General features: G+C 44.0%; 11 protein-coding genes and 1 pseudogene. 4 read left to right on the plus strand and 8 right to left on the minus strand.

The genetic code is table 11. The features are described 5' to 3' along the window. Positions 1-134 precede the first annotated feature (134 nt). Both AC5JM2_RS05415 and AC5JM2_RS05420 read left to right on the plus strand, forming a co-directional pair. A complete protein-coding gene (locus AC5JM2_RS05415; protein WP_495833885.1) occupies positions 135-1844 on the plus strand; it encodes a DEAD/DEAH box helicase in 1710 nt (569 codons plus the stop codon). Between the two features lie 73 nt (positions 1845-1917). Beyond that, a complete protein-coding gene (locus AC5JM2_RS05420) occupies positions 1918-2967 on the plus strand; it encodes a hypothetical protein (RefSeq protein ID WP_495833886.1) in 1050 nt (349 codons plus the stop codon). A gap of 396 nt (positions 2968-3363) precedes the next feature. Here AC5JM2_RS05420 and AC5JM2_RS05425 read toward each other — a convergent pair whose 3' ends face one another. Further along, the gene (locus AC5JM2_RS05425) at positions 3364-4026 is read right to left on the minus strand and encodes a tyrosine-type recombinase/integrase (RefSeq protein ID WP_495833887.1); all 663 of its coding nucleotides are present in this window, start codon (positions 4024-4026) and stop codon (positions 3364-3366) included. Between the two features lie 299 nt (positions 4027-4325). On the opposite strand from AC5JM2_RS05425, the gene AC5JM2_RS05430 reads away from it, so the two are divergent. Beyond that, positions 4326-5699, plus strand: a complete 1374-nt coding sequence (locus tag AC5JM2_RS05430; RefSeq protein WP_495833888.1) for an MFS transporter — start codon at positions 4326-4328, stop codon at positions 5697-5699. 294 nt (positions 5700-5993) lie between these two features. Here the strand turns inward: AC5JM2_RS05430 and AC5JM2_RS05435 are convergent, their stop codons facing one another. The 7 genes and pseudogenes from AC5JM2_RS05435 to AC5JM2_RS05465 form a co-directional block, all read right to left on the minus strand. Further along, positions 5994-6395 (minus strand): DUF1636 family protein, encoded by a 402-nt coding sequence (locus AC5JM2_RS05435; protein WP_495833889.1) that lies wholly within the window; start codon positions 6393-6395, stop codon positions 5994-5996. Between the two features lie 178 nt (positions 6396-6573). Continuing rightward, entirely contained in the window at positions 6574-7791 is a 1218-nt protein-coding gene (locus tag AC5JM2_RS05440) for a hypothetical protein (RefSeq protein ID WP_495833890.1), read from the minus strand. A 39-nt stretch (positions 7792-7830) separates the two neighbouring features. Next, positions 7831-8022, minus strand: a complete 192-nt coding sequence (locus AC5JM2_RS05445; protein WP_495833891.1) for a CbtB domain-containing protein — start codon at positions 8020-8022, stop codon at positions 7831-7833. Between the two features lie 1104 nt (positions 8023-9126). Next, positions 9127-13626, minus strand: coding sequence for a WD40 domain-containing protein (locus AC5JM2_RS05450; RefSeq protein ID WP_495833892.1), 4500 nt, complete (start codon positions 13624-13626; stop codon positions 9127-9129). Between the two features lie 33 nt (positions 13627-13659). Beyond that, complete coding sequence (locus AC5JM2_RS05455; RefSeq protein ID WP_495833893.1) at positions 13660-14751, minus strand: hypothetical protein; 1092 nt, start codon at positions 14749-14751, stop codon at positions 13660-13662. Beyond that, positions 14748-15692, minus strand: coding sequence for a trypsin-like peptidase domain-containing protein (locus AC5JM2_RS05460; protein WP_495833894.1), 945 nt, complete (start codon positions 15690-15692; stop codon positions 14748-14750). Before AC5JM2_RS05460 ends, AC5JM2_RS05455 begins: the two co-directional genes overlap by 4 nt. 221 nt (positions 15693-15913) lie before the next feature. Continuing rightward, positions 15914-16210 (minus strand): annotated as a pseudogene (locus AC5JM2_RS05465) (hypothetical protein); the annotation flags it as partial. A gap of 204 nt (positions 16211-16414) precedes the next feature. On the opposite strand from AC5JM2_RS05465, the gene AC5JM2_RS05470 reads away from it, so the two are divergent. After that, positions 16415-17377 (plus strand): RpnC/YadD family protein, encoded by a 963-nt coding sequence (locus AC5JM2_RS05470; RefSeq protein WP_495833895.1) that lies wholly within the window; start codon positions 16415-16417, stop codon positions 17375-17377.

The raw sequence follows: 17377 nt of genomic DNA on the forward strand, positions 1-17377 counted from the left end.
ATGTCACAAGCTGCGTTATTCTATAACAAATCATCTAAAATTTTGCTGCAAACCCACCTGTATTGGGGATAGCCCAGAAGAAATTGCAACAAGTAGTCAAAATATCCGTACAAGCGTTACCCCAACTACAAAGAATGGATAACTTCTACAGTTTCACATTCAACCCAACCCATGCACTGACAGCCATACTCGGGCGGCAACATGATGATATCAAATACTACAATGCTCGCAACTCACTCTTCAAATTATCATTAATGGCAGACTATGACCAATTAGTTTGCCTTCCTTCCCTCACCACCATCGACAAACATTGGTATCAAATCGAAACTGCCAGAAAAGTCTTGCGACAATTTGGAGGACGCGCCTTACTTGCTGATGAAGTTGGATTGGGTAAAACCATCGAAGCCGGACTCATTCTCAGTGAATACTTAGCAAGAGGAATGGTTCAATCGATACTAGTACTGACTCCAGCTTCCCTCGTCTCCCAATGGCAAGGAGAATTAGCTTCAAAATTTAACATTTCCTCCATCACCACTGATGATGACAGCAGACAACAAAACCCCGAAGAATTTTGGACAGCTAATCAGAGAATCGTAGCATCTCTCAACACAGCTAAATCAGCTAAACACTATCCCCTAGTCACTTCACGCAACTGGGATTTGGTTGTTGTTGACGAAGCGCATCACCTGAAAAACCGTAACACACTTAATTGGAAACTTGTCAATGCTTTGAGCAAAAGATTTCTATTAATGCTCACCGCCACACCAGTGCAAAACTCTTTGGTGGAACTATTTAATATTCTGACTTTGTTAAAACCAGGTTTACTCAAAACCGAAGCAGACTTCAAGCGAGAGTATGTTTCCAGTAAAAACGGACGAATTCCCAAAAACCCAGAAAAGCTGCGAAGTCTGATGCGGGAAGTGATGATCCGCAACACCCGTTCTTTAGTTGATGTGCAATTACCCAAACGCTTCGCCACTACCATCACTGTGACTCCAACTGAAAGCGAACGAAAACTCTATCGAGATTTAAGCGACTTTTTACGGGATAATTCAGAACACCTCGACAAATTTTCGCGTACTAGTTTGTTAATGCGTGCAGGTTCCAGCGTTAATGCTTTGGTTGAATCTCTGAAAAATCTCTCCAAAAGATTACCTAGTGACGAACTGAAAAGTTTGACGCGACGTGCGGCGCAAATTAAACAAGTCGAAAAAGCAAGTTCCTTAGTAGAGTTACTCAAAAAATCATCTCAAAAAACTATAGTATTTACCACCCACAAAGCCACCTCAGCATATTTAGCGAAAACGTTTAGCGAAGCTGGTATTGAGTTTGCTGAATTTTTAGGGGATATGTCATTAAAGCAGAAAGATGCATCAATTGAAGCTTTTCGGGAAAACGTTCCAGTTTTACTAGCATCCGAGACGGGGGGAGAAGGACGTAATATTCAATTTGCGAACGCTATAGTCAACTATGACTTACCTTGGAACCCGATGAAGATTGAACAACGGATTGGGAGAATTCACCGCATCGGACAAACGCAGGATGTCTTTATTTTCAACTTTTGTCTCAAAGACAGTATTGAAGAATATATCTTACGGATATTACACGATAAAATCAATATGTTTGAACTGGTGGTGGGGGAAATAGAAACAATATTGGGTAACGTGGATGATGAATTTGATTTCAGCGAGGTTGTGATGGATATTTGGCTGAAGCATCAATCTAATGATGAGATAAATACGGCTTTTGATAAACTGGCGGATGATTTGCTCAAAGCTAAAGATAAATATCGATCAACTCAAGAATTGGATGAGCAGATATTTGGTGAAGATTTTGAAGCTTGAGGGATTATAGAATTCTAAAAATTCAAAACCTCTGTCTTCCACTAAACCATTACCCCAGTCCGCAATCTCCAGTATGCTAACAGATCCAATTATCAGAACTCTAGAAACAGTTATTTCAACTTACGATGGAGTCGCAGAATTAGTAGATGAGAAAACGCTGAATGTGCTGTTACCAGAAGAAATAGCAACAGCTTTAAAAATAGAATCAGAAACAACTTTGAGCACGGCAATCGATACTCCCAACAGTCAATTCGTCAGCTATAATTCCGAACTCCTCAATAAATTTTCCGAAATTCTGGCTGATTTAGGAAGTGTGACTGCTTTGGGAGTGAAATATGATGGTTATCTCAAAACTAGTGGTTTTGACAAATTAATATCACAAAAAGTTGTACCTCACAATGGTTTGATTCGCTTTGTTGATGCCAAACCAGAGATGACTCGTTATATCTTGTGTAATGTTGCTTATACCGCAGAAGCAGACGAGAAAAGAATTGGGATGGTGTCGTTTATTATTAATGAATTAACAGGAGTAACGCCTGTAGACATTGGTGATGCTTTATTTTGGGAATCAGATAAAATTCCTGTGGATGATAATTCCCTACCTCAGAAAATGTCAGAGTCAGAATTATCTGCGATTATTGAGAAAACATCTGCGTCGTTAATACAAGCAGAATTAGAAAATTGGCAGGCAAAGTTATATCGAGCCTTAGCCAGGGATGAAGAAAGACTGAAGAATTATTATGGTACTATTAGCGCAGAGATTACTGCCAAGATTGAATACAAAGGTTTGAGTGGTGATGAGAAAGAAAAAGAGTTAGCACGGATAGAAGCAACCAATCGCGAGTTGGAGAGGAAACTTGCAGATATCAGGGAACGTTATGCTCTAAAAGTTGAAGCTAATCTTTACAGTGCAATGATTCTACATTTACCCACAGTACATATTAATTGTACATTACAAAGGAAGAAAGCGAAAAGAGAAGTAACGCTGGTATGGAATCCTTTTACTAAAATCATTGAACCGTTGCGCTGTGAAGTATCGGGAGAGCCAGTTTATGAGTTTTATTTAGATGATACAGATGCGAAAATTATTGGAAGTGCAAGAAGTCATATCATGTCCGGCTAATCGCTTACGATAAAAGAAGTGAGTGTAAAGATGAATAATACCGAAAAGAATTAGTGTAGCCATACATCTAAGTACAGAGCACCGCAAAAAAGGGTAGGAATTTAAGCTGCGATAAGTCCGCTTGCTTGACGCGCTCGTCCCTCGCGGTGCGGCACGGCGTTCGCCCAAGGCGCGTGCGCAAAGCGCGAGCGCCGAACGGACACGCGCAAGGGACGCGTATCGCTAGGTCTATATTTCACTTTCTCAATCCTTTACTGTACTTGTTGTGTGGTGTTTTCCCTTATTCCATACCCAATCAGCAAGCCCACACCCAACAACAACACCAATCCGTGGTATCCTTCAGCTTTAAGTAGATATACTCAGCCTGGTACGTGTAACCAGCATCTTACAGGTAACTCAAGCTTTCTTCCAAAGTCCTTTGTACGGTTCAGGGGATAGCTGTGTATATCGAACGGTATGCTGAATATTTTTATGTCCTAAGTAACCCTGAATAGTGCGGGTATCCGTCTTCTCTCTAGCAAGATAATATCCACAGGCGTGGCGAAGCATATGGGCGTGGACAGGAAAGGGGAGTTCTGCTAGCTTGCCAGCCTGCTCCACAATGCCCCGGATGGAGTCAGGGGCAAGCGGGGAGCCACGTGAAGACATAAAGAGGAACGGGCTATTGGGATAGTCTCGCCGCAGCTGACGGAGCGCCCGTAGTTCATCGCCATAGAGAGGATGTGTTGCTGGGGAACCATTTTTGAGGCGGTTGACATGGAGCGTTCCCCCTGCAAAGTCTACCTGTTCCCAACGAAGCGCCGCCACCTCACTCACCCGCAACCCATGACGATAGAGCAACAAGATCAAGGTGCTATCACGGTGGGCGTGCCTACCACTGTGCTTTCTGATAGCTTTCATCATAGCGTCCACTTCTTCTGGTAAAAGATACTCGCGGGAGCGCACTTCACTATATTTATGTTGATTAGGAGACTTCCGTTTTTGAGAGGAAGAGTCAGCTTTTTCAATTTTACCAACTTTGGATAGTTGTGGGTCTTCCTTTACGTTGATAGTAGACATACGCAAAGCTCCCTAAATGTATAGCATCCTAAAAAGGAGTTTAACGCATATTTTGATTGAAATACCTACATTCGGTTATTTGTTGGCAATTAACCGCTTGCAACCAGATATCTTTGATTAGTTTTTGCTTAAGAGCGTAAGGTGCGAACTTGATGTAACTGATAGGCGTCACCGCGTGGCCGGGTAGCAGATACTCAGCACATTACCCCATTAAAAGGTATCCCCCTACCCCCCTTATCTTTGAAAAGTGTATCATATAAATACTTTAAAACTATCCCCTTATAATCAATTGCCTTTTTATGCTCTTTAACAGTTTAAGAAACCCTGTATTTGCCAGACTGTACACGGCTCAAACCACAAGTTTGTTAGGGGATGCCCTGACCTGGGTTGGAATAGCCCTGCTTGCTTTTGAATTAGCTGGTGACAAATCTGCCGTTATGCTTTCTGTTGCTTTCACACTGCGTGTGACAGCATTCGTCTTGCTCTCACCACTGGCGGGAGCCTTAGCAGACCGCTTTGACCGTAAGAAAATTATGGTCACAACTCATTTGGCACGCATGGTGATTGTTGGACTGCTTCCGTTTGTGACAGCAGTTTGGCAAGTTTACATCCTTATTTTTGCGCTCAATGTCTTCAATGCTTTTTTTACCCCAACGTATAAGGCGACAATTCCCCAAGTAACCGGGGAGAATGATTACAGCCACGCAATCGCCCTTTCAAGTGCCACCTACCAATTGCTAGCGGTACTTGGTCCCGGTTTGGCAGGGGCAGTAGCCGCTTTTATTGGGGCAAGACAGATTTTTTTCCTGGATGCTTTCAGTTTTATTGTGGCTGCAGTTTTAATCTTTACCTTACCGGGTCAGTTAAGGGTCAATTCAGATAGTCAGCCGATAAGGACTCCGGGCAGGACATGGCAGGAAATTAAAGAAGGGACGACACGTCTGTTTGCCGATTCACCGATTCGTTATGCTCTGGCAATGGATTTAGTCGCATCCATTCTTGGCGCACAAATTCTGGTGAATACTGTCGGTTACGTTCAGGGAACGCTTAAACTGGGAAAAATTGAGTATGGCTGGGTTATGGCGGCTTTTGGGATTGGGGCGACCCTTTCTGCTGTAGTGGTTGGTGCTTTGGATAGACGCATCAAACGTACAACCTTTATCTTGATAGGAGCTACACTAATTACCGTTGCCCTACTACCTGCGTCCAAAGCAGGTTTACCACTGCTGATGCTCCTTTGGGCGATCGCAGGGATAGGACAGAATATGGTGGAGTTACCCACCCAAACTTTAATTGCTGAACGTGTTCCAAAAACAGTACAAGGGCGGGTTTATGGTGCACATTTCGCTTGGAGTCATCTGTGGTGGGCCATATCTTATCCTCTAGCAGGTTGTTTGGGAAGTCACTTTACTGAAAACGAATTTTTTTACGGTAGCTTAATTGGCTTCTGTATGCTTCTTGTGGTGCAATTTACCCTTTCACCGAAAGCGGATGAAAATGAGCATATCCATGAAAGTTTCTGGCATATTCATGAACACGTTCATGATTTACACCATCAACATGATCATCGCGTAAGAACATCAATGGAAGAACCTCATGCCCATCTTCATCACCATACCCGTATCCGTCACGCGCATCCCTACACAGTGGATCTTCACCATCCGGTAAGATAGGCACAGCATATCAACATCAAAAATTTATAACTTCGTTTTCTCAAATTCGGGTTAATTGTTGGTATGTGTTTTTAAATATTTACTGAATCTTATCCTCATCATTCAAATCAGATGTCTTGCAAACTAAAGCAGTTCCTACGACGAAACTATCACTAGCTAAAAAGCTTTTTAACAATTCTGTAGCCATCTCCATAAATTAGATTTTCACCAAGATTAGGATAAGGGTTTCAGATTCTTTTTCGGAGATGTCTTGTGACTTACTTATACAAGTATTTAAGGAGCTTAATAAAATGTCTATTGACACGGCGGCAGAGGTGGAATCCGTGCGATCGCTCCAGCTCTGAGCGGTTCCGGGCGCTCGGCATAGGGGAGCAAACCATCCGGCTTGGCGTGATACTGACTAGCACACTCAAGTACGGCAGTTGCGGTCTTGTCTACACGTTCAGCATCAGCAGGCAGATCGCCGAATAAGTAGGTGTGTTTGTTAGAACAGACGAAAGCAATTGCACAAGAGCGATCACAAACACCCATGCATTTAACCAGTTGAATTGAGAACTCGTCTTGCAATACCCAGTCATGATATAGGGTTTGTAATTTATCTAGCAGCCGTTCACCGGCGCTTTTAGCAACATACTGTTTTGTCTGATGACTACTTCCACAGATTGTGCAGACGAATATGATGTGTTGATGATTCATAGATAAATTGTAGGCTTCAATTTCTCATGCTGTGTCTATAAAAATTCATGTCGAACACTCAATGGTATCCGACATGGAATTTTAGGCAATCAGCCTGTTCAATGATTGGGCGAAAAAACCAAGAGCAAATGTATTTATTAACCAAATGACACAGCAATAACGCTCTTTTGACACTGACTTACGAAACGCTACGCTTCCAAGTCAACCCGGTACGCTGAGTCTGCCGCTGTCGCAGCCACAATCCCAGCAGCAAACCAATTACTACAATTGCGGTGAAGTAAGCCAGCGAAATCAACCGGACTTGCATCGGCGGAGCAACACCTTCGACTGGAATATTCTCTGCCACTTGGAATGGTTGAAATTGCCGGGTGGCGTTTGCTTGCGGCGCAACCTCAACAACAATGCTATGCGGGGCACCGTCAAAGAACTCCTGCTCCCACGACAATTTTCCGTTGCTGTCTGGAGTACCCTGATAAGCAAACGCCACCCAATTATTTTCGAGTTGGGTGGTTGTTACCTTGAACACAACATCTGTCACGGGTTGGTTGGTTTTAGGATCACTGACGCTGACCTGCAATTTGGCAGGTTGACCCACCGTTGCACTCTGGTCACCCGATAGTTGCATATAAAGTCCTTGAGACTCTAATTTGGCGGGTTTACCAGAGGGGGGAACTTCTTCTCCTATCCCTGGCATCGACATTGACATATGCGATTCGGCAAGTTCAGCGCTAATATTGACGAACAGCAGTGCAGCGATCGCTACCACAATCAATCCACTCAACAACAATCGTACCCGTTGCGGGGCAATTTCTCCGGGTTGAATCGCTTGTCTACCCCCAATCACCCAACCTCCTAGTAGTCCAACTGCCAGCAAAATCACAACTAGGATGCCAAAGTAGCGAAACTTTAAGGGATTTTCAGGCAGCGTCAGCGTTAGCTTTTGCTGAATCGGCTCAAACGCATTGGCAACGAGCGGAGTAACTGCTACCAGGAGTTGATACGTTCCTCGGATCGGCAGGGTTTGTTGAACCTGCAATTGACCTGTTGGTGCATTGCCCTCTATGTCCAGCAACTTTGTCCCCTCGACAATCGGAAAATCTGTTGTGAACCAGGGGTTTTTAGGACGGGTGAATAATTGCAAGTGGATTTTGGCATCTTTTAAAGATTGCCCTTGAGCATCTACGGCTTGCAGCATCATCTGCACTGGCGGATTGTAGTGCCCTGATCCCAACACTGTGGTGGCTTCAGCTTCAAGGGGTCGAACCTGATTAATCGGTGGATTAGTTGTTAGCCGCACCGATGCTTGAGGGGATTGTGAAAGTCCGACCCAACCATATAGGATAATTCCGATCATGCAAATTGCACCGATCAGCTTAGGCCACTTAAGTAAAGTCATTTGATTTCTGAACTCCTGCACGCTCGTTGACTCAATCAACTAATGGCAACTCACCATCAGTGTGTGGTGACGCAGAGTATGAGTCGTGTCATGGATAGCCGGGTATGTAGTGAAATAAATTGTCCACAAAATCAAAGAACACAGTCCAACATACAGCGCTGATTGTACAGGCACTGATAGCACCTGACGGGTGACTTGTTGCTGGATCGAACTAGAAGATTGAACCGTCATTTTGTACCTCACAGAACAGACGATATTAATGCTTGAAAGGCAGGCATTCTGACTTCTATAGTCAGTAGTCGATAGTAAATCACTGAAAACAGATTCCTAAGACTCTGTATGAGCCATACCTTCATACTGAGCCAGCTATTTCGGTTTCATTCATGAATTTTACTTATATTAACATTGACGTAAGGTTTATTAAAACCTATTTATATGACAGAGGCATTGCAATCTTATGTCAAAAGTGCGACTAGTCGTGTTGCTTCCTACAGTATTTGACCTCAAACCTACGCTCAGTAGACCGCCTGCGAATCGAGCATGAAATACAAGTAGAGAAAAGTTTGTCAGGTTGTAGTATGCTATTTTTTTCCTACGAGCGTTAACCGCAACTAGTTAGTGGTGCAGCACGGTACGTTAGAGCGATTACGTAGAATGGGTAACGAAAAGTATTAACTACCCGTGTTTGTGAGCGGCGTTACCACCAACCTTGGGTATTTTGCCAAGTTTGGGTCATAAGTTGGTAATTATTTCAAACCAGCTAATTAGTAATTATGTACTAACATCCTAGTGAGACGATACTTTGAAGTTGGGGAGAAAGTAGCGAAGCTGCTATGAGCCGCCATGCAAGGGCTGAAAACGCTACCCAGAAATAGTTTCATCAAAAATTTTCAACTTTTACTCTAAAAATAAGATTTTGCTCAACTGGATACACACTTAAAGGTGTACCATTTAAACCCCACTGAATTTTGCAGCCTGAAACCCTTGTGGCTACGTTACCAAATGCCGTATCAAATAATACCAATTTGAAAAAAGAATGCAACACATAGAAAAGACCCCTCCCCAACTCTCCACAAAGACCGGTGGGGTATCTGTCGCAAACATTTTTTGAATTGGTATAACAGAGACGGATTGGCGGTCGCCAATTATTAAAGTCAGAAATTGCCGTCTGGGAGCAACAACGCAATCATGCGCAAGCAAGTATACATTAGTGCTTTAAAACCACGGATGCACGTAAGAAGATCGAGCGATTATACCCGACTATCTGACCCGGCAAAGTTTCCTTGGTAGACTACTAGGAACGAGGATCATCCCTAACTAAAGTTGGGAGAAATATCAAAGGTCTCCATCTTGCACTGCTCCCAAAGCTTTCAGCGTTGCAATAGTCGCTGGGGTTAAACCTGTGACGCCGGTGATATTCATGCCCTCATAGGGTCGAGGTGCTTTCAAGGTTTTGAGACACTCACCCGTCTCGATATCCCAGAGCTTAATTGTTTCATCTTGGCTTCCACTGACTACAGTTTGACCAAACCGCTGCGGGGACGCTGCGGGAACAGGACTGAAGAGGACTGACCGTACCCAATTGGTATGCCCTTGCAAGATTTTTAGGCATTCACCGCTGCTGACATCCCACAGCCTCACTGTTTTGTCATAACCTCCACTGCCAAGCATCTTAGCATCGGGACTGAAGGCAACTGACAAAAGGAAATTAGTATGCCCTTGCAAGATTTTTAGGCATTCGCCACTCTTAATATCCCATAATCTGAGTGTTTGGTCAAAACTACTACTAGCCAGCATTTGACCATCCGGACTAAAGGCGATTGACCAAATCTGATTGGTATGTCCTTGCATAATTGTCAAGCAATTACCGCTCTCGATATCCCATAACCTTACCGTTTGATCCTGACTGCCAGTGGCAAGCAGCTTACCACAAGGGCTGAAGGCGACTGACCCTGGTGTACCGTTGTGTCCCAACAAGATTTTGAAGCAGGCACCGCTGTTGATATCCCACAGCCTCACCGTTTTGTCAGAACTACCACTGGCAAGTATCTCACCATTCGGACTGAAGGCGACTGAGTATACCCAACTGTCATGCCCCTGCAAAGTGTTGAGGAAACTACCGCTGTTAATATCCCACAGCCTCACCGTTTTGTCAGAACTACCACTGGCAAGTTTTTCACCATTCGGACTGAAGGCGACTGAGTATACCCAACCGTTATGCCCCTGCAAAGTGTTAAGGCAGGCACCGCTGTTGATGTCCCATAGCCGCACCATGTAGTCGTCATTACCACTGGCAAGCTTCAAACCAGAAGGACTCAAGGCAATTGAACATATCGAAACGTGGTACCCCTGCAAAGTATTCAGGCAGGCACCGCTGTTGATATCCCATAGCCTGATTGTTGTATCATAACTCCCACTAGCAAGCATCTCACCATCCGGATTGAAGGCGACTGAACGAACCCAATTGGTATGTCCCTGTAAAGTGTTGAGGCAGGCAGCACTGTGGATATTCCACAGCCTTACCGTTTTGTCATAACTACCACTAGCAAGTATATCGCCCGAAGAACTGAAGGCAACTGACCAGACCCGCTCAGTATGTCCTTGTAAGATTTTCAAGCAACCACCGTTGATACTCCATATCCTCACGGTTTTGTCATGACTACCACTAGCAAGTATCTCACCGGAAGGGCTGAAGGTGACTGAAGCTACAGCATTGTCGTGTCCCAGCAAAGTATTTAGGCAGGTACCGTTGTTAACATCCCATAGCTTTATTGTTTGGTCAAAACTCCCACTGGCTAGCATCTCACCATTCGGACTGAAGGCGACTGACCAGACGTGGTTGGTATGCCCCTGCAAGATTTGTAAGCAGGCACCACTGTTAATATCCCATAGCCTTACCGTTAGATCCTCACTGCTACTGGCAAGCATCTTGCCTGAAGGACTAAAGGTAACTGACCCTACGGAACTGCTATGTCCCAGCAAAGTATTCAGACAGGCACCGCTGTTGATATTCCATAACTTAATGGTTTGGTCATCACTACCAGTGGCAAGTATTTCACCTGAAGGACTGAAGGCAACTGAATATACCCGACCTGTGTGTCCTTTACAAGTTAAAAGCTCTCTGCCACTTGCAGCTTCCCATAAGCGAACTACACCATCACTATCGCCTGTAGCTAAAAGTTTGCTTTCCGGACAAAACGCTACTGAAAAAACATTACCCAAGATTTTAGTAAAAACAGAATCAGCAAAATTCGCATGACTCAAATTGACATGACGCAAAGTCATGCCCTGTAAGTACGCTTGCCTAATAGTCAAACCAGAAAAGTCATAACCCCTCAAATCTGTTTCAAGTTGGCAAAGCATATTTAAAATATTCCCTTCAGCATATCCTCTTTGAGGCGGAGACTGTTGTCTCTGTCTTGAGAGAATTTGAGTCAGCTGATATTCCAAACTGCTTTGATTTCCTAAAATATTTACCAGTCTGTTTGTTACTGGTTCGAGAATAAGACGAATCTGACTTTCCCTGATATAATATTTTGCCTGTGCTTTGAGTAAGGCATGACTATTAAAAAGTGCAATTTCTCTATTGCTAATTTCAGCAACAATCTGCTCAATGAGTCGGTCAGTGACATATTCCATGACTACTGGCTGAAGCGTGAATAATCCCGCGCTCTTCTCCACAAGGGAGCGCCCGACTAATGAATAGAGTGCATCAATGAATTCCGACTTTGATGCTGTCGATATCAAGTCTGAGCGCAGTACTGGAAAGGAAACTGGCTCGCGATTTATTGCTAGCCAGTACATAATCTCCTTTTCTATAGCTGACAGACGGTTAAATTGTTGATTAATGAGTTCGCGAATATCACCAAACACTGCTGTTCCTTCTTCCAAAAAGTTAGAAACATTTCCGTCAAATAATTCAATAATAATCGTAGATACTATGTTTAATGCCAAGGGATTACCACCATAGCGTCCAACCAATTCCTCCCACCTGTTTTCAGTTCCTGAAAATCCCTTGCCCTTGAGAAGTTCTGCTGCTGCTGCTTCTTCTAAGCCAATCACCTGCAAACACCTGACAGGTTTTTGTTTCCCTTCAAGGGAAGCAAAAACTTGAGATTTTTCCCGACTCGTTAGCACCACACAACTCTGATGGCGTGTTTCTGCAATTCTCCTTAAGGCTTTACCATAATCCTCATATCCTACTCGATATTCCCCTGCATGAGTTCCACCTTGCATAATCGACTCTACATTATCCAATACCAATAAACATCGGTACTTTTGTAGATAGTCGATAACCAATGCGATTTTGCCCTCCACTGTTGAGGGTAAATCTGTTAGCTGTTGATTAGACAGAAACTTAAGTATATCTGTCAACGTTTCATAAGCAGGGGGAGAATCGCGCAGCGATCGCCATATGAGATAGTCAAACTCATCCTCAATTTCTTCAGCTAACTTAGTCGCCAAAGCTGTTTTACCAGTTCCTCCCATCCCCAATAGCAAAACAACTCGGCATCGTTCATTAATAATCAATCGCTTCAGTTCAGCTAGTTCATCTGTGCGTCCATAAAAAACAGATACATCTACTGCTCCGTCCCAATCTCGGTACATTTTACGAGTTGGTTCTGCTGAGGCTTGGTCAGTCAACTGCTCTCGGTTTGCTACTAAGCTCATGCTAGTAAGCACAATCTCATTATCAGGATTGCTCCAAACAGGACGCTGAGGTATGTGCGTTAACTCATTTTCAAGGAAATCGATTAACGTTCGATTCGTTACCTTTCCATATGGAAATTGTTGGGGGTCGAGTCCCTTCAACAGTCCCTCGGTTAAAATTCCGTGCTGACCTGTAATATTCTCATGAGCTGTCTCGAATTCCCGTGATGCCATTAAGAAAAATCGGGATTGAGCCTGTTCTAAAGTTTCTAATTCAGCAAAATTAAGCAATTCGCCACTATAGCAACAATCAAGCCAAATAATCTGCTGCTGCACCGGGCTTCTCGTCAATAAGCGGCGTAACAGTTGCAGTGAAAAACCCCACTGTTCTTCTTTAGGTTCAGCATCACTGGTAGCTAAATATCCTTCTGTCACTCCACCAAAACTGTCTCGAAGTCCATGTCCTGAGAAAAATAGTAGACCTGTGTCAGGAATCTTACTGCCTTCTGGGTTGAATAACTGGGCGACAGCAGCTTTGATTTCTGACATCTTCAACGGTTTATTGGAATCGACTCGTAACGCGCCGTCTTGATAACTAGCGGGCAAACGCCGCACTCGGAAGCCACCGTAAGTTTCTAGAATTTGAGCGATCGCTTCTGCATCCCTTGCCGGAGTGTTGAGATGATCTAAGCACGAATACTGGTTAATTCCTATTACTAAAGCCTCTCGATTCATCTTTCTATGCACCCCTACCATATCCTCCAACATCGGTGGTTCATGCAGTGGTGTTTGATTTTGCTTGAGAGTTTGGGTTAAACTTGAACTCTCACTGCCTTTGTGCCTACCAGTTCGATTTGCTTGCCATTGCTCCCACTTACTAATAATGTGATGAATAAAGTCCTGTTCTTCTGTAGATAAACAGGAATCTATCAGCGTAATATATTCTAAAAGAACGACTAATCCTAGCCTTTGGGAATTGTCAACTGTAATGTAAACTTTGGAAAGCGTAGCGAAAAGACTAATAAGGAATTTACTCAAAGGTTGGTCTATTTGAATTGAACTGCAATATTCTTCTAGACCACAAAAGGCAAGAAAACTATTGCGATCATTAGCTGTTTGGAATTGTGAATTTCTGGCTAAAATTCGCTGCAGCTGAGTTTTTTCTTGGGGGTTAAGAAACTCCATTTATAGTCCTTAGGATTCCTCAATTGGTATGCCCTACTGTTCAAGTAGCTTTTCTAATGCCGCCAACTCTGCCTCTTTTTGGGCATCTACTAGGGGCAAAGGTCTTTGCATAATCGAGTAGAGGGAGCGCTTCTGCACGCTTGTTGCTTGTAATCCCAACTCCTGAAAGAAATCTTCAATTTTCAGCACCATTGACTTGCGGTCAGATTTTACCACATCTGGGCTGCGGTAAATCGCCATTTTAATTGCAGGCAATAGGAATGTTTTGACCGCCTCATATTTATTTGCATAGATAGCGTTTTGAGCTTGGTCAACCAGTTCTTTAAGACTGGTCAATGACTCCCAATCTTGAGCGGTACGCTTTTCCAGCCGGAATAACATATAGCTGTAGCCTTCTAAAGGTTTGCGATCGCGCACAAACATTTTCGTGGTTCCAGGGGAGCTAACTTGCAGGCTGTCATTTACAATACACAGAGTATCGTCATTGAACTGGTGTTCTTCTGCCAAAATGACTGCAAAGTAGCCCGCTTGCAGGATATTACTCCCCCCGCCACTAGCATCAGAAAAGGTCTGCTGGTAGCCCAAGTCTAACCGACGCTCTCCAATATCCAGTAAATCCTCAATGCCTCGATATACTGGTTCTGCTAATTTGATGACAGAGGAGAGTTCTGGGACTGGCAATAACTGCGAAAAGCGTCCCATTGTTTTAGTAAATTTATCGATGGAGTCACTAGCTGCCATGCTGAACAAGCCAGCCTGCAACTCCACCAATCCCTGGTTAAACGGGAACAGTGGTGTTAACGGATAGTTGTATTGGATAACTTTATCTAAGTTGTCAGTTCCCAAGTCCTTCAGGTTACCAGGTGCAGCAAGATAAGGAATAGTCACGACCTGGCTGCCATGATTGAACCGGGCAGATGCGTGAACCACTGGATATCGTTGCTTAAACCACTCCACACCCTGAGCCAAACGCATTTCCACAAGCCAGATGCGACAGTAAGCCTCCCCTGCTTTAATGGGGTTAGCATCATATGATACATCCACTCGATACTCTGGCAGGAAGGGGGTTTTGTATTTCTTTGCCTCACTGCTAAAGTTGTCTGCTATGGTCTGCCAAAGTTTCACTTGTTTGCTCCTTGTTCAGTTCCAGGCAAGTGGGGTATTATTTGATTCCAAATAATACGAATAGGAACGCCTCCTAATGTTCCTGTTATAACAGAACGACCAATACCTGGATGACCTTGGTGAATTGCAACTAATTGCCAGTGGCGGTTAAAAATAGGCGCTCCAGAAGAACCTTCATCTGCACTGATATTGTGGTCAATGTAATCCTCTCCCACCTGCACCATCTGTCCTATACCTGAAATGACCACTGGTTTTCCCAATGGGTGATGAATAAGGCGAATCTCTTGACCTGCATCTAATAAATCGTTGCTTAGAGGGATAATTGGTTGTTGGGGTTCCCCTTGAATCCGAACTAAGGCGTAGTCGGGGCGGTTGTGATGACTGACGAATTCCAGATCGAGTTCAAATACATCCTCTAGACCATAGCTCCCAGTTTTGTACCCAAAGCGCACCCAAGCTTGCTGAACTTGAGTTTTACTGAAGACGTGGTTGCAAGTCAGCAACAAATTTTTCCCTACTAGCACTGCTGTGCCTATTCCAGTGCCTTTGGGTGACTCGATTCTACCAACAGCATTGCGAACCTTTAAAGCTTTAAAGTTCTCCTGACCCTGCTCAAGGAAGCGGCTAAACAGTGCAACATCTTGGTCAGGCAGGCTATAATCTTCAGCAAAATCGCAAAGGTAGCCTAGGAGGCTGACCATTGGGTGATAGTTTAGCCGCCTAGTGGAAATACGGTATTTTCTAAACTCTACAACTAATTTAGGAGCAAAAAGGTTAGGTTCTGATTCTGGTCTCAAAGTACCCATGAAAGCCGAGTCAATCCCAGCAATCTCTAGAAGAGTTCGGCGAGCGCTGGCAGTATCGATTTGCATCAGCACTTGCTTGAGTGCCTTGGTTAACGGTACAACGTCGCTCTGCTCCAAAAACACTTCTGGTTCCATTTCATTCTCCTGCGGCAGCTTGGTTTTGATTTAAGTGGTAGGAGCCGAATGTGTAGCATTTTGTTCCAGGACTTGGAGCTGTGTCTGGCGATGCACTACTCAGTTGATCACTCTAAATCAGATAGGTAGCATTACGGCGTATCAGCCTGATTTTGGACGTACTGTGATTCATTTTACAAAGCTTTCCGGTTTTTGTCCTGTCGTACAGCTGACTTTTCCGGTTAAGTCTGTTTAGCAAGCTGCCAACCCTCACAAAGGTCATACAATTTTGACCAACCACGCCACAGTACCTGGATACCAATGGCACTATGACGTCGATGCTCCAAGTAACCACTTAAACGAGCGATCGCTTACACAGCCCAATTAACTGTTAACACTAGAGGTAGTTTGGGAGATTTCGCTTTTAAAACCTTCATCTAAAGGGGATTAAGAATTTCAATAGCAGAGGCTGTGGGCTGGGTGCGGTGTAGATAAGTCAACTGTAAAAGTTCAACAGCAATCACACTCAAGAAACCAAGTTTTCTTTACGCAAAGATTGCGTGGATTTGTTGAGCATGGCGAAGTCTTGTGGTAAAACGTCCTAGTAAACCATAAATTTTAAAAACCTGAAGATTCTTTTTGGTATAACCTTTGCTAAAAAGGGCTTTCGGGATAACGCTGTATCCGGTTTTTAGTGGTGATGGTCTACTAATAACATTTAGGAGCGTATTGATAGTAACGGCATGACGGAACCAGAAACCAATGTTCCTGCAAACTACGACGAATCGTGGAAAGCCGCTATTGAGCAGTATTTTGAGGCATTCGTCGCCTTTTTCTTCCCCGAAGCCCACTCCTGCATTGCCTGGGATCGGGGATATGCCTTTCTTGACAAAGAGTTTCAGCAGATTGTTCGGGATGCTGAAGTCGGAACGCGCTTTGTCGATAAGCTGCTCAAAGTGTGGCTTAACGGAGGAGAAGAGGCATGGCTCCTCTTGCATATAGAATTACAAAGCCAGATGGACAGCGGGTTTGCCAAGCGCATGTTCATTTACAACTATCGAATTTATGATCGCTATGACCGAGAAGTGGTGAGTTTGGCAATTTTAGGGGACGAGCAACCGAACTGGCGACCACAGGAATACGGCTACGGGCGTTGGGGCTGCGAGATGCGGCTGCGGTTTCCTATTATAAAGCTGTTAGACTATTCTTGGGAAATGCTGGAGTCAAGCGATAACCCGTTCGCCGTGGTGGTGATGGCGCATCGAAAAACCCAGGAAACAACCCAAGCAGCAAGAGAACGATTCCAATGGAAACTGCGTCTGATTAAAGGACTTTACAAGCGCGGTTACACCAGACAAGATATCGTAGAGATATTTCTGGTACTAGACATAATGATGCGGTTGCCAGAACCGCTGGAGATTATTTTTCGGGACACAATCAGACAATTCGAGGAGGAAAACCAAATGCCATACATTAGCAGCATCGAGCGCATTGGAAGAGAAGAAGGACTAAGAGAAGGACAACACGAAAAAGCAAAAAATTTAATTCAAAGCCTGCTCAAGAGTCGATTTGGTGTTCTTGACAAAGAGCTTTCATCGATTATTGAGCCACTAACACAAATGCCGGATGATGAAGTTGCTAGCCTTCTGCTCACCTCTTCACGTGAGGAATTGGTAACACGCTTTGGGCAGAACACGCTGCATTAA

It is taken from the genome of Brasilonema angustatum (assembly GCF_059505445.1).

Coding starts and splice junctions, on each gene's coding strand:
- AC5JM2_RS05415 (WP_495833885.1), top strand. CDS start 135: ATGGATAACTTCTACAGTTTCACATTCAACCCAACCCATGCACTGACA.
- AC5JM2_RS05420 (WP_495833886.1), top strand. CDS start 1,918: ATGCTAACAGATCCAATTATCAGAACTCTAGAAACAGTTATTTCAACT.
- AC5JM2_RS05425 (WP_495833887.1), bottom strand. CDS start 4,026: ATGTCTACTATCAACGTAAAGGAAGACCCACAACTATCCAAAGTTGGT.
- AC5JM2_RS05430 (WP_495833888.1), top strand. CDS start 4,326: ATGCTCTTTAACAGTTTAAGAAACCCTGTATTTGCCAGACTGTACACG.
- AC5JM2_RS05435 (WP_495833889.1), bottom strand. CDS start 6,395: ATGAATCATCAACACATCATATTCGTCTGCACAATCTGTGGAAGTAGT.
- AC5JM2_RS05440 (WP_495833890.1), bottom strand. CDS start 7,791: ATGACTTTACTTAAGTGGCCTAAGCTGATCGGTGCAATTTGCATGATC.
- AC5JM2_RS05445 (WP_495833891.1), bottom strand. CDS start 8,022: ATGACGGTTCAATCTTCTAGTTCGATCCAGCAACAAGTCACCCGTCAG.
- AC5JM2_RS05450 (WP_495833892.1), bottom strand. CDS start 13,626: ATGGAGTTTCTTAACCCCCAAGAAAAAACTCAGCTGCAGCGAATTTTA.
- AC5JM2_RS05460 (WP_495833894.1), bottom strand. CDS start 15,692: ATGGAACCAGAAGTGTTTTTGGAGCAGAGCGACGTTGTACCGTTAACC.
- AC5JM2_RS05470 (WP_495833895.1), top strand. CDS start 16,415: ATGACGGAACCAGAAACCAATGTTCCTGCAAACTACGACGAATCGTGG.